General features: G+C 64.4%; 28 protein-coding genes. 10 read left to right on the top strand and 18 right to left on the bottom strand.

The annotated features are described in order from the left end of the window. Positions 1–42 precede the first annotated feature (42 nt). From modC to BLV04_RS17270, 7 genes are all read right to left on the bottom strand, one after another. Positions 43–1128, bottom strand: coding sequence for a molybdenum ABC transporter ATP-binding protein (modC, locus tag BLV04_RS17300; RefSeq protein ID WP_093035069.1), 1086 nt, complete (start codon positions 1126–1128; stop codon positions 43–45). A gap of 7 nt (positions 1129–1135) precedes the next feature. After that, positions 1136–1813, bottom strand: coding sequence for a molybdate ABC transporter permease subunit (modB, locus tag BLV04_RS17295; protein ID WP_093035066.1), 678 nt, complete (start codon positions 1811–1813; stop codon positions 1136–1138). A gap of 145 nt (positions 1814–1958) precedes the next feature. Continuing rightward, the gene (gene modA, locus BLV04_RS17290) at positions 1959–2711 is read right to left on the bottom strand and encodes a molybdate ABC transporter substrate-binding protein (RefSeq protein WP_093035063.1); all 753 of its coding nucleotides are present in this window, start codon (positions 2709–2711) and stop codon (positions 1959–1961) included. Positions 2712–2913: 202 nt separating this feature from the next. Further along, positions 2914–3726, bottom strand: coding sequence for a TOBE domain-containing protein (locus tag BLV04_RS17285; RefSeq protein ID WP_093035060.1), 813 nt, complete (start codon positions 3724–3726; stop codon positions 2914–2916). Between the two features lie 156 nt (positions 3727–3882). Next, positions 3883–4287 (bottom strand): hypothetical protein, encoded by a 405-nt coding sequence (locus BLV04_RS17280; RefSeq protein WP_093035057.1) that lies wholly within the window; start codon positions 4285–4287, stop codon positions 3883–3885. Positions 4288–4519: 232 nt separating this feature from the next. Continuing rightward, positions 4520–4936: a hypothetical protein gene (locus tag BLV04_RS17275; RefSeq protein ID WP_093035218.1), complete on the bottom strand. Its 417-nt coding sequence runs from the start codon at positions 4934–4936 to the stop codon at positions 4520–4522. Between the two features lie 210 nt (positions 4937–5146). Beyond that, complete coding sequence (locus BLV04_RS17270) at positions 5147–5305, bottom strand: HAD family hydrolase (RefSeq protein WP_093035054.1); 159 nt, start codon at positions 5303–5305, stop codon at positions 5147–5149. Positions 5306–5382: 77 nt separating this feature from the next. Here BLV04_RS17270 and BLV04_RS17265 point away from each other — a divergent pair, with 77 nt between their 5' ends. Genes BLV04_RS17265 through serS form a run of 4 tightly spaced genes read left to right on the top strand, consistent with a single transcriptional unit; the run spans position 5383 to position 7928 of the window. After that, positions 5383–5961: a class I SAM-dependent methyltransferase gene (locus tag BLV04_RS17265; RefSeq protein WP_093035051.1), complete on the top strand. Its 579-nt coding sequence runs from the start codon at positions 5383–5385 to the stop codon at positions 5959–5961. A gap of 7 nt (positions 5962–5968) precedes the next feature. Beyond that, on the top strand, positions 5969–6343 hold the full coding sequence (gene crcB, locus BLV04_RS17260) for a fluoride efflux transporter CrcB (protein WP_175534675.1): 375 nt from the start codon (positions 5969–5971) through the stop codon (positions 6341–6343). Further along, complete coding sequence (locus tag BLV04_RS17255; protein WP_093035048.1) at positions 6340–6660, top strand: DUF190 domain-containing protein; 321 nt, start codon at positions 6340–6342, stop codon at positions 6658–6660. Before crcB ends, BLV04_RS17255 begins: the two co-directional genes overlap by 4 nt. Then, positions 6654–7928 (top strand): serine--tRNA ligase, encoded by a 1275-nt coding sequence (gene serS, locus BLV04_RS17250; protein ID WP_093035045.1) that lies wholly within the window; start codon positions 6654–6656, stop codon positions 7926–7928. The genes BLV04_RS17255 and serS overlap by 7 nt, the downstream gene beginning before the upstream one ends. 264 nt (positions 7929–8192) lie before the next feature. Here the strand turns inward: serS and BLV04_RS17245 are convergent, their stop codons facing one another. Next, a complete protein-coding gene (locus BLV04_RS17245; protein WP_093035042.1) occupies positions 8193–8549 on the bottom strand; it encodes a hypothetical protein in 357 nt (118 codons plus the stop codon). 178 nt (positions 8550–8727) lie between these two features. Further along, on the bottom strand, positions 8728–9465 hold the full coding sequence (aqpZ, locus tag BLV04_RS17240) for an aquaporin Z (protein ID WP_093035039.1): 738 nt from the start codon (positions 9463–9465) through the stop codon (positions 8728–8730). A 223-nt stretch (positions 9466–9688) separates the two neighbouring features. Between aqpZ and BLV04_RS17235 the strand changes: the two genes are divergently transcribed. Next, positions 9689–11020, top strand: a complete 1332-nt coding sequence (locus BLV04_RS17235) for an alpha/beta hydrolase (RefSeq protein WP_093035036.1) — start codon at positions 9689–9691, stop codon at positions 11018–11020. A 121-nt stretch (positions 11021–11141) separates the two neighbouring features. Here BLV04_RS17235 and tsaD read toward each other — a convergent pair whose 3' ends face one another. From tsaD to BLV04_RS17205, 7 genes are all read right to left on the bottom strand, one after another. Continuing rightward, positions 11142–12173 carry a tRNA (adenosine(37)-N6)-threonylcarbamoyltransferase complex transferase subunit TsaD gene (gene tsaD / locus BLV04_RS17230; RefSeq protein ID WP_093035211.1) on the bottom strand — a complete coding sequence of 344 codons (1032 nt, stop codon included), beginning with the start codon at positions 12171–12173 and terminating at the stop codon, positions 11142–11144. Between the two features lie 117 nt (positions 12174–12290). Further along, positions 12291–13376, bottom strand: a complete 1086-nt coding sequence (gene thiO / locus BLV04_RS17225; RefSeq protein ID WP_093035033.1) for a glycine oxidase ThiO — start codon at positions 13374–13376, stop codon at positions 12291–12293. After that, a complete protein-coding gene (gene ispH, locus BLV04_RS17220) occupies positions 13373–14317 on the bottom strand; it encodes a 4-hydroxy-3-methylbut-2-enyl diphosphate reductase (RefSeq protein WP_093035029.1) in 945 nt (314 codons plus the stop codon). Before ispH ends, thiO begins: the two co-directional genes overlap by 4 nt. Positions 14318–14350: 33 nt before the next feature. Beyond that, positions 14351–14914 carry an FKBP-type peptidyl-prolyl cis-trans isomerase gene (locus BLV04_RS17215; RefSeq protein ID WP_093035025.1) on the bottom strand — a complete coding sequence of 188 codons (564 nt, stop codon included), beginning with the start codon at positions 14912–14914 and terminating at the stop codon, positions 14351–14353. Next, entirely contained in the window at positions 14911–15672 is a 762-nt protein-coding gene (locus BLV04_RS17210; protein WP_093035022.1) for a hypothetical protein, read from the bottom strand. The genes BLV04_RS17215 and BLV04_RS17210 overlap by 4 nt, the downstream gene beginning before the upstream one ends. Before the next feature lie 85 nt (positions 15673–15757). Beyond that, positions 15758–15895: a hypothetical protein gene (locus tag BLV04_RS25000; RefSeq protein ID WP_175534674.1), complete on the bottom strand. Its 138-nt coding sequence runs from the start codon at positions 15893–15895 to the stop codon at positions 15758–15760. 312 nt (positions 15896–16207) lie between these two features. Beyond that, positions 16208–17380 carry a class I SAM-dependent methyltransferase gene (locus BLV04_RS17205; protein ID WP_093035019.1) on the bottom strand — a complete coding sequence of 391 codons (1173 nt, stop codon included), beginning with the start codon at positions 17378–17380 and terminating at the stop codon, positions 16208–16210. Between the two features lie 96 nt (positions 17381–17476). Between BLV04_RS17205 and BLV04_RS17200 the strand changes: the two genes are divergently transcribed. Next, positions 17477–17974, top strand: coding sequence for a DUF2452 domain-containing protein (locus BLV04_RS17200; RefSeq protein ID WP_093035016.1), 498 nt, complete (start codon positions 17477–17479; stop codon positions 17972–17974). Continuing rightward, the gene (locus tag BLV04_RS17195; protein ID WP_093035013.1) at positions 17971–18621 is read left to right on the top strand and encodes an SOUL family heme-binding protein; all 651 of its coding nucleotides are present in this window, start codon (positions 17971–17973) and stop codon (positions 18619–18621) included. The genes BLV04_RS17200 and BLV04_RS17195 overlap by 4 nt, the downstream gene beginning before the upstream one ends. 242 nt (positions 18622–18863) lie before the next feature. Here the strand turns inward: BLV04_RS17195 and folB are convergent, their stop codons facing one another. Beyond that, a complete protein-coding gene (gene folB, locus BLV04_RS17190) occupies positions 18864–19220 on the bottom strand; it encodes a dihydroneopterin aldolase (RefSeq protein ID WP_093035010.1) in 357 nt (118 codons plus the stop codon). Positions 19221–19485: 265 nt separating this feature from the next. Between folB and plsY the strand changes: the two genes are divergently transcribed. Then, positions 19486–20073, top strand: a complete 588-nt coding sequence (plsY, locus tag BLV04_RS17185) for a glycerol-3-phosphate 1-O-acyltransferase PlsY (protein WP_093035007.1) — start codon at positions 19486–19488, stop codon at positions 20071–20073. Between the two features lie 198 nt (positions 20074–20271). Here the strand turns inward: plsY and cysG are convergent, their stop codons facing one another. Further along, positions 20272–21696 (bottom strand): siroheme synthase CysG, encoded by a 1425-nt coding sequence (gene cysG / locus BLV04_RS17180; RefSeq protein ID WP_093035004.1) that lies wholly within the window; start codon positions 21694–21696, stop codon positions 20272–20274. Positions 21697–21792: 96 nt separating this feature from the next. On the opposite strand from cysG, the gene BLV04_RS17175 reads away from it, so the two are divergent. Then, complete coding sequence (locus tag BLV04_RS17175) at positions 21793–22104, top strand: rhd_2599 family sulfurtransferase (protein ID WP_093035001.1); 312 nt, start codon at positions 21793–21795, stop codon at positions 22102–22104. Between the two features lie 164 nt (positions 22105–22268). Beyond that, on the top strand, positions 22269–22499 hold the full coding sequence (locus tag BLV04_RS17170) for a sulfurtransferase TusA family protein (RefSeq protein ID WP_007192878.1): 231 nt from the start codon (positions 22269–22271) through the stop codon (positions 22497–22499). Positions 22500–22506: the final 7 nt, after the last annotated feature.

Genomic DNA, 22506 nt, shown 5'->3' with positions numbered 1-22506 from the left:
TGCCGGCGGTCGCGCCGGGCGGCCACCGGCGTAACGACCAACTCAATCGCCCAAGAGGGCGACCGCCTTGATCTGCGCCCACATCGCCTTGCCGCGGGCCACACCGAGCTGATCCAGCGAGCGGCGCGTGATGCGGGCGATCAGCGGCGTGCCTCCGGCATCCAGGCGCACCAGACAATGCGCGGGGGTATCGGCGTCGGCGATCTCGACGACGGTGGCAGGCAGCAGGTTGGCGATGCTGGTGCCGGTGGCGCGCTCCAGTGTCAGGCTCACGTCGCGGGCATGAACCCTCAGGCGCAGGCGGTGGCCGATCGCCTCCCTGCGTTGAGCGACGACGACGTTGCCGCCCGGGAAGTCCAGACGCGACAGGTGATAGTTGTCGTCGTGGGATGCGACCACGGCCTCGATGACGACGCCGGCATCCTCGGAAAAGGCGGTCGGCAGATCCAGCCGGGCCAGGGTCTCTTTGAGCGGGCCACTCGCAAGCACGCGTCCGCCGTCCATCACCACCAGATGATCGGCCAGGCGCGCGACCTCGTCCGGGGCGTGGCTGACGTAGAGCACCGGGATGGCAAGCTCGTCATGCAGACGCTCCAGGTAGGGCAGGATCTCCTGCTTGCGTGCGATGTCCAGGGCGGCAAGCGGCTCATCCATCAACAGCACCCGTGGGCTGACCGCCAGGGCGCGGGCGATGGCGACCCGCTGGCGCTCCCCGCCGGAGAGACGATCCGGCTTGCGGGTCAAGAGATGATCGATGCCCAAGAGCGCGATCGCCTGGTCGAGACTCACCCGATCTTCGGGCGCGACCGGCGCCGGCGCACGTTTCTGCCCGTAGCGCAGGTTGCCCATCACCGTGAGATGCGCGAAGAGGCTGGCCTCCTGGAAGACATAGCCGAGCGAGCGCCGGTGTGTCGGCACCCAGGTGGTCTCATCCTGCCAGACCTCGCCCCGGAAGACGAGCCGACCCTTGGGTGCCCGAACCAGGCCGGCGATGCAGCGCAGCAGGGTGGTCTTGCCGGAGCCCGAGTGGCCGAAGAGACCCGTGACCCCACGGCCGGGGAGCTCCAGGTCCACCGTCAGGTTGAAGCCCGGCCAATCGATGTCGAAGCGTGCGTTGATCGGTTCCATGGCGCTCTCAGGTGTTCTTGGGGTTCGGGCGCCACAGATAGAGCGCGAGCAGGACCAGGAAGGAGAAGACCAGCATCACGGCGGCGAGGCGGTGGGCGTCGCCGTATTCCATCGCCTCGACATGGTCGTAGATCTGCACCGAGGCCACCCGGGTCACGCCCGGGATGTTGCCGCCGATCATCAGTACCACGCCGAACTCGCCGACGGTGTGGGCAAAGGTCAGGATGCCGGCCGTGATGAAACCGGGTGCCGCCAGCGGCAGGGCAACGGTGAAGAAGGTATCCAGCGGCGAGGCGCGCAAGGTGGCCGCCACCTCCAGCGGTCGGTCGCCGATCGCCTCGAAGGCGTTCTGCACCGGCTGCACCATGAAGGGCAGGGAATAGAACACCGAGGCGACCACCAGACCCCAAAAGGTGAAGGGCAGCACGCCGATGCCCAACGCCTGGGTCAACTGGCCGACCGGCCCGTTCGGCCCCATCGCCACCAACAGATAAAATCCCAGCACCGAAGGGGGCAGTACCAAGGGTAGGGCGACCACAGCCCCGACCGGCCCCTTCAGAGGCGAGCGGGTGCGTGCCAGCCACCAGGCAATGGGTGTGCCTACAACGAACAGGATCAAGGTGACCACTCCCGCGAGGCGCAGGGTGAGCCAGATCGATTGCAGGTCGGTTTCGGATAGGAACATCGCGCGATCCGCCGAGTGAAGTTGTTGGAAGGTTTCGAGCGCCGACGCCGATCTCGGGGGAGTGATTCAGCGCCACACCGTTCAGGCCGCTCGGTGTGCCGATCGGCGAGCCGGCAACCAACCCCCTGGACCGGCCCGCCTGTCCTCAGATCTCGTACCCGAAGGCTTTGATGACGGCCTGCGCCGCGTCGCCCTTGAGGTACTCCATCAAGGCTGCGACAGCGGGCTTGTCCTTGCCCTTTTCCAGGACGACCGCGTCCTGACGGATCGGCTGGTGAAGCTCCCCCGGCACGATCCAGGCCGATCCACCCGTGATCTTGCCGTCCGTCATGATCTGGGACAGGGCGATGAAGCCCAAGTCGGCATTGCCGGTGCTGACGAACTGGAAGGTTTGGGCGATGTTCTCCCCGGTTACGAACTTCGGTTGCACCTGCTCGAGCAATCCGAGCCCGGTCAGGACCTCGATTGCCGCCGCACCGTAAGGTGCCGTCTTGGGGTTCGCGATGGCGACCTTGTTGAACGCGCCCGACGCAAGCACCTTGCCCTCGTCGTCGACAAGGTCGGGCTTGGAGGACCACAACACCAGCGTGCCGACGGCATAGGTGAACTTGGTCCCCGCGACCGCGGCGCCCTCGTCGATCAGCTTGGCCGGGGTCGACTCGTCGGCCGACAGCAAGACCTCGAAGGGCGCTCCGTTGTTGATCTGGGCGTAGAACTTGCCGGTTGCCCCATAGGCGGCCTTGACCACATGGCCGGTTTCCTTCTCGAAGGCGGCGGCGATCTCCTTCATCGGAGCCGTGAAATTGGCGGCAACCGCCACCTGGATGTCGTCCGCGAGCACGGCTGCATTGGCTGCAAGCAACGTCAGCGCCAGAACCGTCGGTTTGAAAGCGTTCATCGTGTGAAAACCTCGTTGGATACGATCGAGCGATATCGAAGAGCCCCTACCCGTTATATCAACAGAGATATAACGAGTAGCAAAACAAAACGTCGTTTACATCATTGTTTCCAAATTCCTAAACCGCGTCCGGGATAAGGCTTCTTGGCCCCACCGAACGGACATCACAAGGACAACATCGTAAAGTCACTCGGGACGCGGTTTAGTCGCTCACCGCCAAGATCACATGCGGCGCCTTCACGAGCGCACAGGCCCGCCCGCCCTCGGTGATCCCGAGCTCCCGCGCGCTCTCCATCGTGATGATCGCGGCCAGCCGAGCACCGCCGTCGAGCGCCAAGACCACCTCGGTGTTCACTGCCCCATCGGTTACCCGCTCGATGGTTCCGCACAGCCGGTTGCGCGCCGAGGTCTTCAGCCCGCCGTCCTCGGTCGCCAGGATGACGAACGACGCCTTGATCAAGGCATAGGCCTCGACGCCGGGCGCGAGCCCGAGCGACTGAACGCTTTCGTTGGTGATGATGGCGACCAGCGGGGTGCCGCCGACGTTGAGCGTCACCTCGGCGTTCACGGCGCCCGGCTTCACGTCGGAAACGATCCCGCGCAGGTTGTTTCTGGCACTGACTTTCATATTCAAAGCTCCGATCAAGGTGTGAAAGCGATCGAAATCGCGGATGCCCTCGCGCAATCGCGCGAGGAATTTTCTGTGCTCCTGCTCCGCCGCCTCGTAGACGGCGATCAAGCGCCGGCCCTCGTCCGTGAGTGCCGTACCCCCGCCATGGCGCCCGCCGGTGCGCCGCTCCACCAATGGCTGCGGAGACAGGTTGTTCATCGCATCCACCGCGTCCCAGGCGTGCTTGTAGGACATGCCCATACCCTTGGCCGCTTGGGAGATCGACCCGGTTGAACCGATTCGGCGCAGCAGCTCGATGCGTCCGCGGCCCACGAAACCCTGGTCCTTGCGGTCGAGCCAGAGTGAAGCGGCAGTGTCGATACGGTCGTCGGGCGTGTCGGTCATGGGCGGTGTCGCAGTGTCCGGTGGAGTCGTTATTTTCACAGAGATATAACGCTGAACGAGATAAGCAGAAAGTGTGCCTAGTTTTCATGGCGTCGGTGTGTGCCGCCGCCCGTTCCGTCACCTCGAATCCGAGCATGCCTTGGCGTCAGGTGAATTTCAGCGCGGCATCCGCTCGTCGATGCTCAGCGCGCTGGTCGCGGCGTCTTCATCGCCGAGCAGCTCGACCCGGCGGTGAACCAGCCAGCGACCGTCGCGCAGGCGCCATGCGCTGACGGACTCGCTGTAGGACACGGCGAGGTAATACTCCTCGTCGTCGTCGGATCGGAGATCAAGTCGCCGGTAGTCATAGGCTTGGAAGCAGGGGATGTCGTTCCCGTCATGACCGACGACCCTCCGAGCGGCGACCTCATGATCGCGGAAGACCCTGAACGAGCAGGGAGGTACGACGAGATCTATCCAGGTCGGGCATAGATCATCACGCCACGATGGTCGACAGGCGCGCGCGAAACCGGGCCAGCCGGGTGTGGGTCGGTGTCCATAGAGGCATTGCGCGTTCGTCATGGTGATGGCTCCTGCCGTTCGGTGGGTTGGCGCTCCGGATCCTCGCCAGGATCCTCGCAGGCGTCCTCGGGCCTGTGGCGGTGTCGTCGTTGCGACAATCGGCCCGTCTTGCGCGCAAACCCGACAAAGAAAATGGTCTTGCTGCCCGGCCGACCCCGACGCGAGGCGGGACGGTTGCTCCGACACGCATCGCAGCACAGGGGTTCGCTCGCGCCGCGTCGGGCATCCTTGGTCAGCCCAGGATCCTTTCATAGCTGCGCCGCAGCAGATCGAGCTCGACCGGCGGGAGACCTCTTGCCTGGGTCAGGTCGATGAAGCTGCTGCCATGTGCATGTGCCGTCTCGAAGGGCGGATCGATACTCGTGAAGCGAGCGAGGAAGACCTCGGTGCGCTCCTCGCCTGCGGCGATCTCGCAACGAAAACCCGGCTCCATCTCCAGACTGCCGCTCGGCAGGCCGAGGCGGTTCTCGGCGTCGCGCAGGACCAACGCGGGGTGGGTCACGACCTTCGGCGAGCCCCCGCGGCTCTCCTCGATGGCGGACTCGTCCGGCAGGGCTGAGAAGCCGCAGACGCCACCATAAGGCAGCCTCAGAAATCGGGTGCGGGCACTGGTCGATTGCTTGTGGTACATGATCAGGCGCGGAGCCATCGGTGGATCCCCTTCGGCGTTGAGTCCGGCGAGATGCCGGCGTGAGATCGTGCAACGGGTTTCGACGCCGAAGCAAACACTGCGCCGAATCGTCGTCATACCGACGGACGTCGAATGGACGTGGCGGCCGCCGCGATCGGTATCGGGGCGCGGAGGATGGAGAACCGCCGGCTCGGCTCAGCGACCGATCGAGGTGCGGCAGGGCGTCCTTCAGTCGCGGGTCGGCGTTGGACATTGCCGGCCCGAGGCCAGTATGACCTCGACCCCCTGTTCCCGCAGCCGGGTCAGCACCGCTCTGGAGTAATCCCCGAGTCGGTGCTTCGGCGTGAGGAGGGTGCCGTCAAGGTCGCAGACAATCAGTTTGTACATGGCCTGTGATGTAAGATTGCGGGCGATGGCCCGACGCGAACCGTTGCCGCCGAATTCTACGCTGATCGATTCAAACGATGCCGAGACTCGACAACACCAGTTTCTATTTGGACTCGCTGCTCTCGCACGGCGAGACCGCCAAGGGCGTGCAGTGGCAGTCGACTCAGTCCCAAGAGCTGCGCTTCAAGGTGCTGCGCAAGCTCCTGCCCGAGGATCTGTCCGAGCGGACCTTGGTCGACGCGGGCTGCGGGTTCGGCGATTTCCATCGCTATCTCGACCGATGCAACAGCCTGCCCGGACGCTACATTGGGTTGGACGTGATGGAGCCGATGGTGGAGGTCGCGCGTCGTCGCACCGGATGCGAGATCCGCATCTGCAATGTGCTGGAGGATCGGCTCCCGAGCGCCGACTACTATCTCTGCAGCGGTGCCATGAACAATCTCACCCGCGAGGAGACCTGGGAGTTTATCCGGCGTTGCTTCGCGGCGTCCGGGCACGGGTTTATCTTCAATCTGCTGAAGGGAACCGACGGCCCGGGCAGCTACAACTATCAGCAGCCGCGCGATCTTCTTGCATTGGCTCGAGAGCTGGGCGCGGAGCCGCGTTTGGAAGAAGGCTATCTGTCCGGTGATTTCACCATGGCCTTTCTGAAGTAGGCATCGGATGCTGCATCTCATCGCGATCGCGGCCGGCGGCGCGCTCGGCTCCTTGGCCCGCTACGGGATGTCGAGCGCCGTCTACGCGTGGCTCGGCCGGGGATTTCCCTGGGGGACATTGGCGGTTAACCTGTTCGGCTCCTTCCTGATGGGGCTCTTGTTTGTTGTCTTGATCGAGCGCTTGAGTTGGGCGCCGGAATGGCGCGGCGCGATCCTGATCGGCTTTCTCGGTGCCTTCACCACCTTCTCCACCTTCTCGATCGAGACGCTGAATCTATTGGAAGAAGGGGCCATGCTGGCCGCCTTTCTCAACATGGTGCTCAGTGTCTGGCTCTGTGTTCTGCTCTGTTGGGCGGGGATTATCCTCGGGAGGTCGCTATGAGTCGGGTCGAGGCGCTCATGGTTCGGATCTATCTGTCCGAATCCGATCATGCCCTCAAGGCATTGCTTGCCTGTCTGCACGACGATCTCGGCGTTCGAGGGGTGACCGTCATGCGCGGGATCGAAGGGTACGGGGTGTCTGGGAAACGGCACGGGGCATCACTGATCGATCTCTCGCTTGATCTGCCCTTGGTGGTGGAGTTTTTCGATCGGCCCGAGAAGGCCGCGTCCGCCATCACGCGCATCGAGCACTTCGTTAGGCCGGGTCATATCGTATCCTGGCCGATTACTGTCGAATTCGAGGAATCCGAATGTTAGATCCACGCCTGCTGCGGACCCAGTTGGACGAGGTTGCCGCGCACCTGTCACGTCGCGGTCTGGTCCTGGATACCGCGCGCATCGAGTCGTTGGAGTCCGAGCGCAAGGCACTGCAGGTCGAGGTCCAGTCGTTGCAGAACGAGCGCAACATCCGCTCGAAGGCGATCGGGAAGGCCAAGGCGTCCGGTGCGGACATTGCGCCCTTGCTGGCCGAGGTCTCGGACCTGGGCGAGCGTCTCAAGGCGTCGGAGGTGAGGCTCGAGGAGATCCAGGCGGCGGTCGAGGAGATCGCCCTGGGGCTGCCCAACCTGCCGGATGCGAGCGTCCCGGACGGGCGCGACGAGCGCGAGAATCGCGAGGAGCGTCGCTGGGGCGAGCCGCCGAGCTTCGGCTTCCAGCCGCGCGATCACGTCGACCTCGGCGCCTTCAACGGCTGGATGGACTTCGACCTCGCCGCCAAGCTCACCGGCTCGCGCTTCGTCGTGCTGTCCGGTCCGCTGGCGCGCCTGCATCGGGCGCTGATCCAGTTCATGCTCGACACGCACACCGGGGAGCATGGCTACACCGAGGTCTATGTCCCCTATCTGGTCAACGCCGAGAGCCTCTACGGGACCGGCCAGCTTCCCAAATTCGAGCAGGATCTCTTCAAGGTCCCGGGCGAGCGCGATCTCTATCTGATCCCGACCGCCGAGGTGCCGGTCACCAACCTGGTGCGCAACCTTATCCTTGAGGCGGGCGAGCTGCCGCGCAAATGGGTCGCCCACACACCCTGCTTCCGCAGCGAGGCCGGCTCCTACGGCAAGGATACCCGCGGGATGATCCGCCAACATCAGTTCGAGAAGGTCGAGCTGGTCCAGGCCGTGCGACCTGAAGAGTCGCTCCAGGCCATGGAGGATCTCACCCGGCATGCCGAGTCCATCCTTCAGCGACTCGGGCTCGCCTATCGCGTGGTCTCGCTCTGCTGCGGCGATCTCGGTTTCTCCTCGCGCAAGACCTACGATCTGGAGGTCTGGCTACCGGGCCAGGAGACCTATCGCGAGATCTCCTCCTGCAGCAACTTCGGCGACTTTCAGGCTCGCCGACTCCAGGCCCGCTGGCGAAATCCCGAGACCGGCAAGCCCGAGCTGCTTCACACGCTCAACGGCTCCGGCTTGGCGGTCGGTCGCACGTTGGTCGCTATCCTGGAGAACTATCAGAAGGCGGACGGGCGCATTGTCATCCCGGAGGTGCTGAGGCCTTATATGGGCGGGCAGGATGTGTTGGGGTGAATGCCGAGCGGATTTCCGGGAGTGAGCAACTCGACCGCGCATGCCTTCAAGACCGGTGGGGGCTGGAGGGGCGACGTTAGTCGCCCCGACCATGTCGCCGGATTCTTTCCCGAAAGTCACCCCAATGGTGCAATGTCCGCCTATGTCGGCTGCGCTGTGCATCGGTCGTCAGGCGGTCGACCATAAGACCGGCCGGTAGGGACGAGACAGAGCGACGTCCACCGATCCCGACGCCGGTGCCGGGAGACTGCGCTGCGCATGTCCCTACCGGTTTTCGCTCGGCGGTAAGAAGGGCATGAGGTGCCCTTCCGTATCCAGGGTCCAGCGTGTCCCGTCGGTTGCAGGAATTCCGGTCTCCAGCCGCCAACGCTCGGGCAGAGGGCGGGGCAGCGCGAGCATGCCGCCGCCCGGGGTGTCCATCAGGGTGAACTCCAGGCGCCCGTTGATCGGGTCCTTGATCTCCACGCGCACCCGCCAGCAGCCGTTCCACTCGCGATGGAAGTCGAACGCCAGCTCGACCGGGCCGACGAGCTCCGTCATGACGGTCCGAATCAGATTGCGGGCGATATTCACGCGCCGGCGAAGATCGGTCAGGGGGATCGGAAGCGGATCTTGCGGCATTTTGAATCTCGGCCATCGACGGTCGAGTCATCCTACAGTCGGTTGTTGAAACCGCAAAGGAGTGGTCGAGGCAGGGCAGGGATGCCGGATCGGGGTGGATCGACGACGTTCGTTTTCCGGTAATGCGTCATTCGGGGCCGAAGCCAAGGCGTCGTCGGCCCCGAGAGGCTCGCGCTCGTCAAGCCGTATGCTTTTGCTCGAACAGACGATACACCACGCCGGCAATCGCCGCGCCGATCAGCGGACCGACCCAGAACAGCCAGAGCTGGCTCGCGGCCTGACCTTGTCCGCCGGTGAGCAGCGCCAACGCGGGTCCGGTGCTGCGCGCCGGGTTGACCGAGGTGTTGGTGATCGGGATCGAGATCAGATGGATCAGCGTGAGCGCCAGGCCGATGGCGAGACCCGCATGGGTGCCGATGCCGCGCTTGTCGGTCGCACCCAGGATGATGAAGAGGAACATGGCGGTCATGACGATCTCGGTCACCAGCCCGGCGAGCATGCCGTAGCCTTGCGGCGAGAGGCTGTCGTAGCCGTTGACGGCCAGGCTATTGGCGGCCAGGGTAAAGGTCGCCTGACCCTCTTTGTGAAGTCCCATGTCCGAGGCGATGAACATAATCAGGAAAGCCGCAGCGATCGCACCCAGCACCTGAGCGATCACATAGACCGGCAGATCCGCGAAGGGAAAGCGCCCACCGACCGCCAAGCCAAGCGAGACGGCTGGATTCAGATGGCATCCGGAGATATGACCGATGGCATAGGCCATCGTCAATACGGTCAAACCAAATGCGAAAGAGACGCCCAGATAGCCGATTCCGACATCGGGAACGCCTGCCGCAAAGACGGCGGCGCCGCAGCCGCCAAGTACCAGCCAGAAGGTCCCGATCAGCTCGGCGAGCGCTCGTGTCATCAGTGGCATCGAAATGTTCTCCGGTAAGATTAAACATGAAAAGGCGGCGTATCATAGTGCCTGTTCCGGCTTACACACTATCTGTTTCTTTGTCTCGACGTCCGCTCTAACGGTGACTCGATGCCCTGCGTTAAATACTTTCGTTTTTAATGGGATTTCCGCTGGCCGACATCGGTTTGATGCCGCGTCGGCGCTGGCCGAGATTAACTTTTTTTGAATAGGTATAAGCCGAATGAATCGGACCTTCGCGTGGATGTCGGCCCTCATGCTGACGGTTGCGGTTTTGTCCGGCTGTGCGACCAAGCCCAGGCAGCTGATGCCGACGCCCCTGGTCTATCAAGCGCCGAACGGGCAGGTGCTCTTCGAGCAAATCGCAACCGCGCAACAGCGCCCCGAAGTCGATCTGCTCTTCATCACCAATCGGGCGGCGGAGGACGATCCCGAAAGCCGCCTCCCCTATGGACAGACGCGCCGTAAAGGGATGGTGTTCGGTTCGGCCGAGGTGCGCATGGTCCCCGCGATCGATTGGGAGACCTTGAAGGTCCAGAGTCGGCTTGCCGAGCGGACGCGCGAAGTGGCCCTGGAGCTCGGGGCGGTCGATGAGTCGGGGGCTTTTCCGCCCGAGCCTTACCGGATTGTTCGGGCGGGGGATAACACGTTGGGTCGGGACCCGATCGAGATGCGAGAGTTCGACGAGACCAAGGCGGCCTTTCAGGATGAGATCCAGCGTCGCTTGGCCATGTCGCCGAAGAAGGAGGTCATGCTCTACGTCCATGGCTTCAACGAGACCTTCGCCACGGCGGCCTTTACGGCCGCTGAGCTGTGTCACTTCTTCGGTCGCGAGCAGGTTTGTAGTTTCTTTACCTGGCCGGCATCCTCGACCGGCAACTTCCTGATCTCCTATACCACCACCACCGAATCCGCCGAGTACGCGGTCGACCATCTCAAAAAGACGCTGCGCATGATCGCGGCGACACCCGGGGTCGAGCGTCTTCAACTGCTCGCGCACAGTCGCGGGACGGCTGTGCTGCTCAATGCCTTGCGAGAGTTGATGATCGAAGCGATTGCCTCAGGAGCGGCCCCGGCCGATGCCTATCGAATCGACAACCTTGTCCTTCTCTCGCCCGACATCGACGTCGACATCGCGGGTCAGAAGATCACCGGTTTCGTATCGGATCCGGACCTGACCCGCGCGTGGCCGGACAATTCGTTGCCGCGCCTCCTGAATGGTCGGCTGAGCATCTATGCCTCGCCGGACGATCGAGCGCTGTTGGTCTCGCGGATCCTCTTTCGCAGTCGTAACCGCGTCGGCCAGCTGCGCCCGGAGGACATCTCCCCCGCGATGCAGACCTATTTCGGGAACCTCGGCCGGGTCGATCTGATTACCTTCACGGGTGAGCGTACCGATCTCTTCGGTCATTCGTACTTCACGACCAACCCAAAGGTCAGCTCGGATCTCGTGCAGTTGGTTCGATTCGGGCAAGGCCCCGGAGATCCCGGTCGTGATCTCTTGCGCACGGGACCGGCAACGTGGGAGTTCAGGGCCGAAGCCGATTCGCGGTGAATGGTCAACGCGTACCGAAAAGCCCACCTGCGCTCGGCATGTCTAAACCGCGTCCAGAGAGAGGTTTATTTTCGGTTAGCTCGACGTTTGCTACATCCACAACCCTTGGCGGGGACGCGGTTTAAGCGGGTGTCAGCTCTTCCATCGGCCAACGCGCCCTGGGCTTGAAGGCGAGCGGCTCGAGATGCCCGGCGCGCAGGCGCTGCCAGCCCGCGTAGGCGATCATGGCGCCGTTGTCGGTGCAGAGCGAGGGTCTGGGATAGAAGGTTTCGCCGCCCGCGGCAGCGATGGCGGCGTTCATGCGCTCGCGCAGTCGGCGGTTGGCGCTGACGCCGCCGGCGAGGATCAGGCGTCGATGGCCGGTCTCCTGCAAGGCGCGACGACATTTGATCACCAGGGTGTCGACCACCGCCTCCTCGAAGGCGCGGGCGATGTCGGCTCGGGTCTGGTCCGGGTCGAGCGCCTCGGGAACGGTCTCGCGAACGGTATTGAGTGCGAAGGTCTTCAGTCCGCTGAAGCTGAAGTCGAGGCCCGGTCGGTCGGTCATGGGGCGCGGGAAGCGGAAACGCTCGGGGTTGCCGCGCTCGGCGAGCTTGGCAAGCTCCGGGCCGCCGGGGTAGGGGAGATCGAGGATCTTCGCGGTCTTGTCGAAGGCCTCGCCTGCGGCGTCGTCGAGCGACTCGCCCAAGATGCGGTAGCGGCCCACACCGGTGACGTCGACCAGTTGGGTGTGTCCGCCCGAGACCAGCAGCGCCACGAAGGGGAAGGCGGGCGCCGGGTCTTCGAGCAGCGGTGCGAGCAGATGCCCCTCCATGTGATGCACGCCGACCGCCGGCACGCCCCAGGCCCAACCGAGGCTGCGTCCCAAGGCGGCGCCGACCAGGAGTGCGCCGACAAGGCCAGGACCGGCGGTGTAGGCGACGCCGTCGATCGATGCAGGATCGAGCCCGGATTCTTCAAGCACCTGTCGGATCAGCGGCAGTGTTTTGCGCACGTGATCGCGCGAGGCCAGCTCCGGGACGACACCGCCGTACTCGGCATGGATCTCGATCTGACTGTAGACGGCTTGGGCGACCAGACCGCGCTCGCCGTCATAGACGGCCACACCGGTCTCGTCGCAGGAGGTTTCGATCCCGAGGACGCGTCTTACGATCCTTTTGGGCACATGATCACCGGTTAATTGGTGCGTTGTGCCGGGCGGGAGCGAGGCACAACGAAAGTGGGATACCCGTTGTGCTTCCTGCGCCGGCACAACCACAGAGAAAGCGGGTCAGCGCGCTGCATCCACCGCATAAGGGGCCGGATCCAGGATCGGGGTGCGCCCCAGGACCAGGTCGGTCGCGAGCCTTGCAGAAGCAGGGCCGGTGACGAGGCCGTTGCGGAAATGTCCGGCATTGATCACGAGGCCATCCACACCCGGATAGGCCCCGATAAAGGGGATGCCGCTCGGTGAGCTGGGTCGCAGCCCCGCCCAATGGTCTTCGATCGGCGTGCGTTTGAGGACGGGGAACATCTCGAAGGCCGCACGGTAAAGCGCCTCCTTGGCCTCGGCGGTCGTCGTTTTGACGAATCCGGTGTGTTCGAGTGTGCTCCCGAACAACATGCGCCCGTCGCGACGCGGAATGAGGTATTGCTCGCGGTGCAGGGTGATGTGGTTGATCTGGCCGGGCTTGCCGTAGAAGAGGATCATCTGGCCGCGCACCGGCGCGATGTCCGGTGCCTGTCCGAGCTGCTCGAGCAGCTTGGCGGTCCAGGCGCCGGTGCAGATGACGACCCGGCGCGCCTGGATGGTCCCGTCGGGGGTCCGTACCCCGGTCACCTGGCCGCCGTCGACCAGAAGCTCCAAGACCTCCTCGTTTTCGCGCAGCTCGATCCGTTCTTCGACCGAGCGGCGAACCGCCTTGGTCAGGCGCGGCGTGCGCACCTGTGCGATGCGGGGCAGCAGGAGTCCGCGCGTGAGACCGGGTCCGAGCTGGGGCTCGATCTCGTGCAGGTGCGACCCTTCGACCATCTCGATGGGTTGGTCATGGCGCTTCGCCCAGGAGACAGCGACCCTATGCTCCTCCATGTCCAGGACGAGCATCCCGCTCAGGGTCAGCTCGGGATCGATCCCGGTCTCCTGCAGGAGCGCCTCGGCCAGCTCCGGATAGGCGTGCTGGCTCCAGGTCGCGAGTGCCGTCACCGCGTCCGGATAACGCCAAGGGTAGATCGGAGAGATGATGCCGCCGCCGGCCCAAGATGACTCGCGGCCGGTCTCGCCCATCTCGATCAATGTGACCTCGGCACCGGACTCGACCAGCTCGCGGGCGGTCAGGAGACCGATGATGCCGCCGCCAACGACGAGGACGTCGCTCATGTTGCCGCCCTCTCGCCGAGCTCGCGCGGCAAGGGGAAGACGACCTGCTCGCGGATGCCGTCCTGTTCTTCGACCCCGGCGGCACCCCAAGCTTGAAGCTGCGCGATGACCTGCTCGACCAGCACCTCGGGCGCCGAGGCCCCGGCGGTGAGCCCGACCCGCGGCGAGGTGCTCAGCCACTCTCGGCGGATGTCCTCGGGTCCGTCGATCAGATAGGCGGCGCAGCCCTGCTTCTCGGCCAGCTCGCGCAGCCGGTTGGAGTTGGAGCTGTTGGCCGAGCCGACCACCAGCAGCAGATCGCAGCGCGCGGCGAGATCACGGACCGCGTCCTGTCGGTTCTGGGTCGCGTAGCAGATGTCGCTCTTCTTCGGCCCCTGGATCTCGGGGAAGCGTTCACGCAGTGCGTCGATAATCCCGCTCGTATCGTCTACCGAGAGTGTGGTCTGGGTGACATAAGCGACCCGCGACGGGTCCTTGATCTCAAGCCCGGCGACGTCCGCGACCGATTCGACGAGATGCATCGACCCGCCGTCGCTCAGACACTGACCCATGGTGCCCTCGACCTCGGGGTGGCCGGCGTGCCCGATCAGGATCACCTCGACCCCGTTCTTGCAGTGCCGTGCGACCTCCAGATGAACCTTTGTCACCAGCGGGCAGGTTGCGTCGAAGACACGCAGGTTTCGCCCTTCCGCCGCGCGGCGCACTTCTTGGGCGACGCCGTGGGCGCTGAAGATCAGCGTGGCCCCGTCCGGGACATCGTCGACCTCCTCGACGAAGACGGCGCCGCGCCGTTTCAAACCGTCGACGACGAAGCGGTTGTGCACCACCTCATGCCGGACATAGACGGGCGAGCCGTAGAGCTCGAGCACACGCTCGACGATCTCGATCGCGCGGTCGACACCGGCACAGAAACCACGGGGATTGGCGAGGAGGATGTTCATAGTGTCAAAGAATAGGGGATCGGTCGGGAAAATTCACGCCTCGGGGCCATGCTTGGGCCGGGGCTCGGGTTCAGGCTCGGCCACGGACAAGACGCGCACGCGGATCGTCAGGGAGCGTCCGGCGAAGGGATGGTTGAAGTCGACCCGCACGCGATCCGCCTCCACCTCCAGGACGACCCCGCTGGTCTCGTGACCGCCGGGTGTCTGGAAGGCGACGACCAGGCCGGGTATGGGCGCGATCTCGGGCGGGAAATCGCCGCGCTCCATCCAGTGGATGTTGGCCTCGTCATAGGGCGAGAAGAGCTCCGAGCCATGCGCGACGACATAGGTCTCGCTGCCCGGAGCAAGACCGAGGAGCGTGGACTCGAACTCCGCGGTCAGGGTGCCGTCGCCGATGGTGCAGGCGATCGGCTCGGCGTCGAAGGTCGAGAGTGCGACGAAGCCATCTTGGAAGCGGACCTCCAGATGCAGCTCGACGGCACGACCGCGGGCGAGCAGTGAGGCCGTCTCGGTCACGGTCTGGTTCGCAGCCGTGTTTGCTGCCTCGTTCGCAGTCCGCGTCTCGGGCGGGTCGGTGTCGGTCACGGCGCGGCTCATGCCTGCTCGGCGGCGATCGCGTGCATGAGGGGCAGGTCCAGGCCATGCGCCTCGCCGTTGCGAATGGCGCGGGCGAGGCGGGCCGGTGCGCTCCGACCCATGCAGGCGTGCTCGGGATCGCCGGCGAAGGCGATGCCGAGCGCATTGAAGAGCGCATCGCGATCGAACCGGCGCCCGGTCATGGCCTCCTGAAGATCGATCACCTCGTGGCCGACCTGCTCGGCAAAGGCGCGATGCCGCGACCATAGGGTCTCGACCGTTCCGCCCGTGCGCAGCCCGGCGATATTGGTTGTCAGGATGAAGAGGTTCTTGAGCACCAGCTCGAAGACGAGCTCTTCGGCGCTGCTCAAGCGGTGTGTGGGGATCGCCAGGGTCGCCAGCGCATCGGCCAGCAGATCCGCCTGCGGGCCATACACCGGGGACGGGATGATGACCTTGTGGTCGCGCCCCGGCTTCTTCTCGAACCAGACCGAGATCACCGTCGGGTCGGGGCAGTCGGACCAGTCGCTCGGCAGCAGCTCGTTCTGGAGCAGACCCAGACGCCCGCGCCATTGAGGGGGAAGGGCGGCGAGGGTCGCGGCCAGGTCGGCCTCTCCGACCGCGATCAACACCAACTGCGGCTCGGGCAGCTGGGTTGCGGCCGTGACCAAAGAGGCCCCGCGGAGCACGGGGTACAGGGGATGTCCGAGCTTGAGCAGGCCGCGCGCGAAAACGCCGCCCATCTCGCCGACACCGACGAGCACGACAGGATGTTTCATCTTTTCGGAGAGCCTCCAGCCGCCGGCTTCCGGCCGCCGGCCTCGATCGTCGACAGGTTGTGCGGATCCGGGGTCTTGTCCGCCATTACAGCAGCTCTTGCGTCACGAAGAGATAGCCGAGTGCGGTGACCACCACAAAGATGGTGGCATAGATGAGCAGGATGCAAACCCCTGGGAGATCATTGCAGACCTTGCTGTATCGACAGAGTTTACATCCTCTCATCCTGCTCCTGCTGCCTTGTTTCGGCGGGATGGCCTCGCGGGTGCGGGGCGGGGCTGGTGAATTATCGGGTTTCTCAATCCTGAGTATCCTCACCCAGATCGGAGGCACGATCAAGGCGTGTCGAGCAGCGATGTAATGGGTCGGCGCTGCGTTGCCGTCAATCTTGAGCAAGCCCTCGCAGAATTTTTCGTTGTCGTTGTTGTGTTCGTCCGGAATCCGACAACGACAACGAACAGAGCCTTCGACCACTCTTCCTGGTTGCGGCTCTGCAGGTAGATCCTTTTCCGGAAATCACCTTTGCAGCGACGCGGTTCAAAGCCTTCCGCTGAGGTCTCGGATCGAGAATCCGCACAGCGCCCCATCGATCTCCTTCGTCAAGCCCATGACTTTGAAACGCTCCCCCATGATCGTCGGCAGGAGCAATTGCTTCGCGCCGGGTGTCAGGTCGAAGGCATCGGGTGCCTCGGAGAGGATCCGGTCGATCCCGCAGCCGATCAGGAAGCTCGCCTGCGTGGTGAAGCCGGCCAGCTCGAAGCCCGCGGCGACACCGGCCTCGGCGGCTGCGGTGAAATCCACATGGGCAGTGATGTCCTGCAGCCCGACATGGCTGTAAGGGTCGCCGTGGGCCTGGTGGCGGCGGTGGCACATGAGTGTCCCCATGGTGCGGTCGGGCTGGTAGTAGGCCGGGCGCGGATAGCCGTAATCGACCAAGAGGACGAGGCCAGCCTCCAGCGCGCCGCTCAATGCTTTCATCCAGGGCGGCAGGCGCAGGTTGATCTCCGAGCCGTAGCCCGGCGCTTGCGTAAACCCTTCGGCCTGCAACGCGCCGACGGCGTCGGCGAGTCCGGGCGAACGTGCCGGCGCGGTGACCTCGAGGAAGGCGCCGGCGCGCTCGGTGACGAAGACCTCGTCGATTCCGCCGTCCTCGCGGATGCTGAAGCGATGCACGGGCATGGCGTCCAGCACCTCGTTGGCGAGGACGACCCCGCGCAGCGTCTCGGGCAGTCGGGGGAGCCATGCGCAGCGTTCCGCCAGATGCGGTATCCGCTCCCGGATCAGCGTGCGTTGGCGTTCCCGAAGATCCGGGCTCGGCTCCAGGATCAGGTAACGGCCGGGCAGGGAGTCCCGGTGCTCCAGGGTTTTGAGCACCTCGACGGCGAGCGTTCCGGTGCCGGCGCCGAGCTCGAGTAGATCGCCGCCGCCGAGTCGCTCCAGCACCTCGGCACACTGTGCGGCAAGACAACGCCCGAAGAGCGGAGAGATCTCGGGCGCGGTCACGAAATCGCCGTCCCGTCCGAGCTTCACGGCGCCTGCAACGTAGTAGCCGAGACCCGGTGCGTAGAGGGCTAGATCCATGAAGCGGTCGAATGGCAGCAGGCCGTCGGCGGCCGCGATCTCCGTTCGGATGAGCTCGGTGAGTCGGGCCGAGATATCGGTCGCGCCGGTTCCATCGGGTCTGCGTGTCCTGTCGGTCGTATCATCCATCGCGAAATCCTCGTTCGTGCTTTTTCGCACGGCGACACTATATCGCCGGGAGGCCGTCGATCCTCGGACGGACGACGAAACAAGAGAGACAGGCAGATGAGCAACGACGATAAAGGCGTGCTTCACCGTGGTGGCGCACACAGTTCACCCTATCCGGTCAGCCGTTTGGCCCCGGCCTTCGATTCCGGCGAGCTCGCGAGCGAGGTCGCCCGGGCGGAGTCGATGTTGAGCGCCCGCACGGGTGCGAAGCTTCGGGTCATCGCCGACCAGATCAAGCTGCTTCAGCAGGAGGCGCGCAAGGTCCTCGCGGACGCCAAGGAGGAGCAGACGCTGACCCGTGCGCGGTGTGCCTTCAAACGTATCCCGGGGCGGACCTATCACCTCTATCGCAAGGCGGTCGGCGAGCCATTCTTCTCGATGCTTGCGCCGGCCGAGTGGGGCGGCGAGGTCCCTTACACGTTTCTGGGATCCTACCGGCTCGAAACGGATTATTCCTGGACACCGGCCGACCGAGCCGATCAGCCGGACGACACCGGCGAGCTGGTGACTCAACTGCTGCGCATCGGCGGCTTGGCATCGCGAGGCGAGGGATGAAGACATTTCTGTTGATCGTCGGCGTGGTGGCTGTGCTCGGCATCGTCGCCATGGCTGTGTTCGTCTTCGTGGTTCACAACGTAGAGACGCCCGAGTATGTCGCGGTCGAGAGCGACGGCGCGTTCGAGCTCCGGGACTACCCGGCCCTCGTGGTCGCCGAGACGACGCGCGCCGGTGCGCGACGCGAAGCGCTCGGAGCCGGGTTCGGGCCGCTCGCACGCTACATCTTTGCCAAGGAGCGGGGCGGGGAGAAGATCGCGATGACCGCACCCGTCATCCAGCAGCGTCCCGAGGCGCCTGCAGAGCGAATCGCGATGACCGCCCCGGTGATCCAGTCGCCGACAGGGGAGGACGCCTGGTCGGTGCGCTTCATCATGCCCTCCGGCTACAGCCTGGAGGCGCTTCCGGCGCCGGCGACCTCCGAGGTGCGCCTGCGCGAGATCCCGGCGCAGCGGCGCGCGGCGGTTCGCTTCAGCGGCTCGACCACAGACGCCGCGCTTGCGGAGCAAGAGGCGGCACTGCGGACCTGGATGACCGCGCGGGGCCTGACGCCCGCGGGTCCTGCCGTCTATGCCTACTACAACGATCCCTTCACGCCCGGTTTTCTGCGGCGCAACGAGGTCCTCATCGACGTCGCGGCACCCTGAAGTACGCGAAGGGGACGTTGCTCGTTCGTGCAGCACGGCAGATGTGTCGAGACTGTTCGTTGTCGTTGTCGTATCGATGGTCGATTACGACAACGACAACGACAACGATCTCGGACGGTAGTCACAGCGAAGTCCACCTGGTCCTGCGACGGTGCCTGGGGACTGCGCTGCGTTTGTCCCTCCGGCTACGCTGCCTCGCAGCGCCCTGCCGGACACCGCGCTGGACGCACTCCCGGGGCCGCTCAACACCGTTCGCCGCGCTCGATCGTCACGCCCACGTCCACGCATTTGCCGACGGCGCCTGGCTTGCTCAGCGTGAGCCGCACCCAAGCAACGCCAAACTCATCCCGCAGGATAGACGCGCAGCGCTCGGCGAGCGTCTCCACCAGCTCGAAGCGGCTTTCCGAGACGAATTGCTCCAAGCGCCGCGTGACGGCCTCGTAGTCCAGCGCGTCTTCGATGCGATCCGTAGCCGCGCCGCGCGCGATGTCGCTCGCCATCTCCAGATCCAGAACGACGGGGCGGCGGATGCGCTTCTCCCAGTCGTGGATGCCGATGGTGGTGTCGATCCGCAGGCCGCGAATGAATACGGTGTCCATGCTAGACCGCGTTCCGCGGAGCATCTGATGGTGCCGTGTTGCCGGGCAGCTGAATAAGCCCGCGATCGGTGGAGCGAACGCGGTCTGGAATTCTGAATTTTTTCATTTGGATCGCGTCATATCCGAAGGTTTTGGTGTCTTCAGTCCGTGTGTTTTCGACCAAACGTAGCTTGTCGCTCGGAATCGTGCCGGGTGACGCTGCGCGCTCCGCTACTGCGTCGCCTCAGCTTGACCTGTAACGGCTTCCCATGTCCAATTGCGCCCCATGATTACAGCCTCGCTCCTCATCGTCGCCGCCTACCTGCTGGGCTCGGTTTCCAGCGCCATCATCGTTTGCCGCTTGATGGGGCTCCCGGATCCGCGCACGCAGGGGTCCAATAATCCAGGTGCGACCAACGTGCTGCGCATCGGGGGGAAGAAGGCCGCTGCCATCACGCTGGTCGGCGACAGTCTGAAGGGTCTGATCCCGATGATGGTCGGTCATCTCCTCGGCGCGGGTCCGGCGGTGCTGGCAGGTATCGGTTTGGCGGCCTTCATCGGTCATCTCTACCCGGTCTTCTTCGGATTCCGCGGCGGCAAGGGCGTAGCCACTGCCTTGGGCGTACAGATCGGGCTCTTCTGGCCGATTGGCCTCTCGGTGGCGGCCATCTGGCTGTTTGTCGCCAAGGTGCTCAAGATCTCCTCCCTGTCCGCCTTGATCTCCATGGCACTCGCACCCGTGATCGTGTGGATCTTCTGGCCCGACAACGTCTTGATCGGGATGCAGCTCATCATCACGGGCCTGCTCTTCTGGCGGCACCGCAGCAATATCCGAAACCTGATCACGGGCACCGAAGACCGCATCACCCGCTAAGCCGCTGCTAAACCGTGTCCCGTGCCATATGGCCTGTTGTCGCGTTGTGTCGACGTCGGACGATGTGCTCAAGGTTGGAGTCGACGCGGTTTAGGATAAAAAATCAATCAATGACCTAAACTGCGTCGGCTCCAGCCTTTCCGGGGAGCGCGAGATTCCGATCCACCGAGAACCTCGCATACTTTCGCAAGACGCAGTTTAGCTGACTAAGCGCGCGGTGGCGCCGAGCTGCGGCTCGTCCGGCGGGCTGAACCAGCTCAGCTTCTCGCGTAGCTTCACGACCTCGCCGACGATGATCAGGGTCGGCGGCTCCGGCGGATCGGCCTCCACCAGCTCCACGATGGTCTCGAGTGTGCCCGAGTAAACGCGCTGCAGGTGCGTCGTCCCCTGCTGGATAAGCGCGATGGGCATCTGCGGCGAGACGCCGTTTGCGATCAACTGGTCCACGATGATCGGCAGACCCGCAAGGCCCATGTAGAAGACCACCGTTTGGCTCGGCTGCGCGAGTGCGCCCCAGTTGAGGTTCATGGTGCCGTCCTTGAGATGGCCGGTCACGAAGGTCACGGATTGGGCGTAGTCGCGGTGGGTCAGGGGGATGCCGGTGTAGCTCGCGCAGCCTGCGGCCGCCGTGATGCCGGGCACGACCTGGAAGGGCACGCCCTGCACGGCGAGGGTGTCGATCTCTTCCCCGCCGCGTCCGAAGATGAAGGGATCGCCGCCCTTCAGGCGCAACACGCGATGCCCATCCTTGGCGAGATCGGCGAGCAATTGGTTGATCTCCTCCTGTCTCATGGCGTGGTGGTTGCGCTGTTTGCCGACGTAGATGCGGCGAGCGTCGCGGCGCGTCATCTCGAGGATAGGCTCGGCGACCAGGCGGTCGTAGACGACGACATCGGCCTGTTGCATCAAGCGCAGGGCGCGGAAGGTCAGAAGGTCCGGATCACCGGGGCCGGCGCCGACGAGGTAGACCTCGCCCATATCGGATTCGAGGGCATCGTGGGCCAATTCGCGCTCGATGACCGCCTCGGCCTCGGCGAATTGGCCCGCGAAGATGCGCTCCGCAACCGCGCCTTCCAGCACGCGATCCCAGAATCGACGCCGATCGGGCAGGGCGCTGAAGCGCTCCTTTACCCGGTCGCGATAGCGTGCGCAGAGCTGCCCGAGCCGGCCGTAGCCGGCGGGGATGATGGATTCGAGTCGGGTCCGCAGCAGCCGCGCCAGCACGGGCGAAGCCTTGCCGGTGGAGATCGCCACCACGACGGGCGAGCGATCGACGATCGAGGGCAGGAGAAAGGTGCAGGCATCCGGGTCGTCGATGACGTTGACCGGGATGTCGTGCTCGCGCGCGAGCTCGGCGATTTTGCGGTTGACTCCGCGGTCGTTCGTTGCGGCGATCACGAGCCGGTTGCCTTGGATATCGCCGGATTCGAAGCGCCGCACGAGATGACGAATCGCGCCTGTATCGGCCAGGTCGTTCAGCGAATCGACGAGGTCGGGTGCGACAACCGTGACCGCAGCGCCGGCACGGAGCAGGCTGCCCACCTTGCGGGCCGCGGTGACGCCGCCGCCGACGACCAAGCAGGGTTTATCCCTGATGTCTTGAAAGATCGGAAGGAATTCCATGCTCATTTCGGTTTGTAAGGCCCACAAGGGTCGTTGAGTTGGCCGTCAAAAGTCCTTAATATACTTAAATACTTAGGTTTGTGGTAGGACGACGATGTGATCAACGAGATCGATTCCGAATCGCTGCACGGCAGGATCGCGGGCGGCGAGGATGTGCTGCTCGTGGATATCCGCACCCCTGCGGAGATCGCCCAAGGCGCTATCCCCGACGCCATGCAGCTGCCCATGCATCTGATTCCGATTCGGATCAGCGAGTTGCCTAAAGATCGGGATGTGGTGCTCTACTGCCGCAGCGGTGCGCGGTCTTATCAAGCCTGTGCCTACATGATGCAACAGGGTTACGACCGTGTTCTGAATCTGCGGGGCGGAATCATCGCTTGGGCCCGTCACGGCTACCCGATCGCATGACCCGGTCGGGCTCGCGCGGGACGCTCGTCGAGATCGGCCGGAAACGGCCGCGATCGGCTCCGAGCGCAGCCCTCGGCGCCTTGCCTTTTCGGCCTGTTTCGCCTATAAAACCGAATTCTTGTGTCTACTGATATTCTAAAACAGCACCCGACCGGAGGTACTCCATGGCAGATTTTGACCAAGAGCTCGACGCCAGCGGCCTGAATTGCCCGCTCCCGATTTTACGTGCGAAGAAGACACTGAACGCGATGGGTTCGGGCCAAGTGCTCCACGTCGTGGCCACCGATCCGGGCTCGGTCAAGGACTTCGATGCCTTCGCCAAGCAGACCGGCAACGAGCTGATGGAGTCGAAGGAAGATGGCGGGAAGTTCCACTTCCTGATCAAGAAGGGCTGACGGCCGG

Source organism: Thiocapsa roseopersicina, assembly GCF_900106925.1.
Classification (GTDB): Bacteria; Pseudomonadota; Gammaproteobacteria; order Chromatiales; family Chromatiaceae; genus Thiocapsa; species Thiocapsa roseopersicina.
Note: the sequence above shows the minus strand (reverse complement) of the source record. Positions and strands in the feature narration are given on the sequence as shown.

Excerpts from the sequence above, each read along its gene's own strand:
- modC (WP_093035069.1), bottom strand. The coding sequence starts at position 1,128 with ATGGAACCGATCAACGCACGCTTCGACATCGATTGGCCGGGCTTCAAC.
- modB (WP_093035066.1), bottom strand. The coding sequence starts at position 1,813 with ATGTTCCTATCCGAAACCGACCTGCAATCGATCTGGCTCACCCTGCGC.
- modA (WP_093035063.1), bottom strand. The coding sequence starts at position 2,711 with ATGAACGCTTTCAAACCGACGGTTCTGGCGCTGACGTTGCTTGCAGCC.
- BLV04_RS17285 (WP_093035060.1), bottom strand. The coding sequence starts at position 3,726 with ATGACCGACACGCCCGACGACCGTATCGACACTGCCGCTTCACTCTGG.
- BLV04_RS17280 (WP_093035057.1), bottom strand. The coding sequence starts at position 4,287 with ATGACGAACGCGCAATGCCTCTATGGACACCGACCCACACCCGGCTGG.
- BLV04_RS17275 (WP_093035218.1), bottom strand. The coding sequence starts at position 4,936 with ATGGCTCCGCGCCTGATCATGTACCACAAGCAATCGACCAGTGCCCGC.
- BLV04_RS17270 (WP_093035054.1), bottom strand. The coding sequence starts at position 5,305 with ATGTACAAACTGATTGTCTGCGACCTTGACGGCACCCTCCTCACGCCG.
- BLV04_RS17265 (WP_093035051.1), top strand. The coding sequence starts at position 5,383 with ATGCCGAGACTCGACAACACCAGTTTCTATTTGGACTCGCTGCTCTCG.
- crcB (WP_175534675.1), top strand. The coding sequence starts at position 5,969 with ATGCTGCATCTCATCGCGATCGCGGCCGGCGGCGCGCTCGGCTCCTTG.
- BLV04_RS17255 (WP_093035048.1), top strand. The coding sequence starts at position 6,340 with ATGAGTCGGGTCGAGGCGCTCATGGTTCGGATCTATCTGTCCGAATCC.
- serS (WP_093035045.1), top strand. The coding sequence starts at position 6,654 with ATGTTAGATCCACGCCTGCTGCGGACCCAGTTGGACGAGGTTGCCGCG.
- BLV04_RS17245 (WP_093035042.1), bottom strand. The coding sequence starts at position 8,549 with ATGCCGCAAGATCCGCTTCCGATCCCCCTGACCGATCTTCGCCGGCGC.
- aqpZ (WP_093035039.1), bottom strand. The coding sequence starts at position 9,465 with ATGCCACTGATGACACGAGCGCTCGCCGAGCTGATCGGGACCTTCTGG.
- BLV04_RS17235 (WP_093035036.1), top strand. The coding sequence starts at position 9,689 with ATGAATCGGACCTTCGCGTGGATGTCGGCCCTCATGCTGACGGTTGCG.
- thiO (WP_093035033.1), bottom strand. The coding sequence starts at position 13,376 with ATGAGCGACGTCCTCGTCGTTGGCGGCGGCATCATCGGTCTCCTGACC.
- ispH (WP_093035029.1), bottom strand. The coding sequence starts at position 14,317 with ATGAACATCCTCCTCGCCAATCCCCGTGGTTTCTGTGCCGGTGTCGAC.
- BLV04_RS17215 (WP_093035025.1), bottom strand. The coding sequence starts at position 14,914 with ATGAGCCGCGCCGTGACCGACACCGACCCGCCCGAGACGCGGACTGCG.
- BLV04_RS17210 (WP_093035022.1), bottom strand. The coding sequence starts at position 15,672 with ATGAAACATCCTGTCGTGCTCGTCGGTGTCGGCGAGATGGGCGGCGTT.
- BLV04_RS25000 (WP_175534674.1), bottom strand. The coding sequence starts at position 15,895 with ATGAGAGGATGTAAACTCTGTCGATACAGCAAGGTCTGCAATGATCTC.
- BLV04_RS17205 (WP_093035019.1), bottom strand. The coding sequence starts at position 17,380 with ATGGATGATACGACCGACAGGACACGCAGACCCGATGGAACCGGCGCG.
- BLV04_RS17200 (WP_093035016.1), top strand. The coding sequence starts at position 17,477 with ATGAGCAACGACGATAAAGGCGTGCTTCACCGTGGTGGCGCACACAGT.
- BLV04_RS17195 (WP_093035013.1), top strand. The coding sequence starts at position 17,971 with ATGAAGACATTTCTGTTGATCGTCGGCGTGGTGGCTGTGCTCGGCATC.
- folB (WP_093035010.1), bottom strand. The coding sequence starts at position 19,220 with ATGGACACCGTATTCATTCGCGGCCTGCGGATCGACACCACCATCGGC.
- plsY (WP_093035007.1), top strand. The coding sequence starts at position 19,486 with ATGATTACAGCCTCGCTCCTCATCGTCGCCGCCTACCTGCTGGGCTCG.
- cysG (WP_093035004.1), bottom strand. The coding sequence starts at position 21,696 with ATGGAATTCCTTCCGATCTTTCAAGACATCAGGGATAAACCCTGCTTG.
- BLV04_RS17170 (WP_007192878.1), top strand. The coding sequence starts at position 22,269 with ATGGCAGATTTTGACCAAGAGCTCGACGCCAGCGGCCTGAATTGCCCG.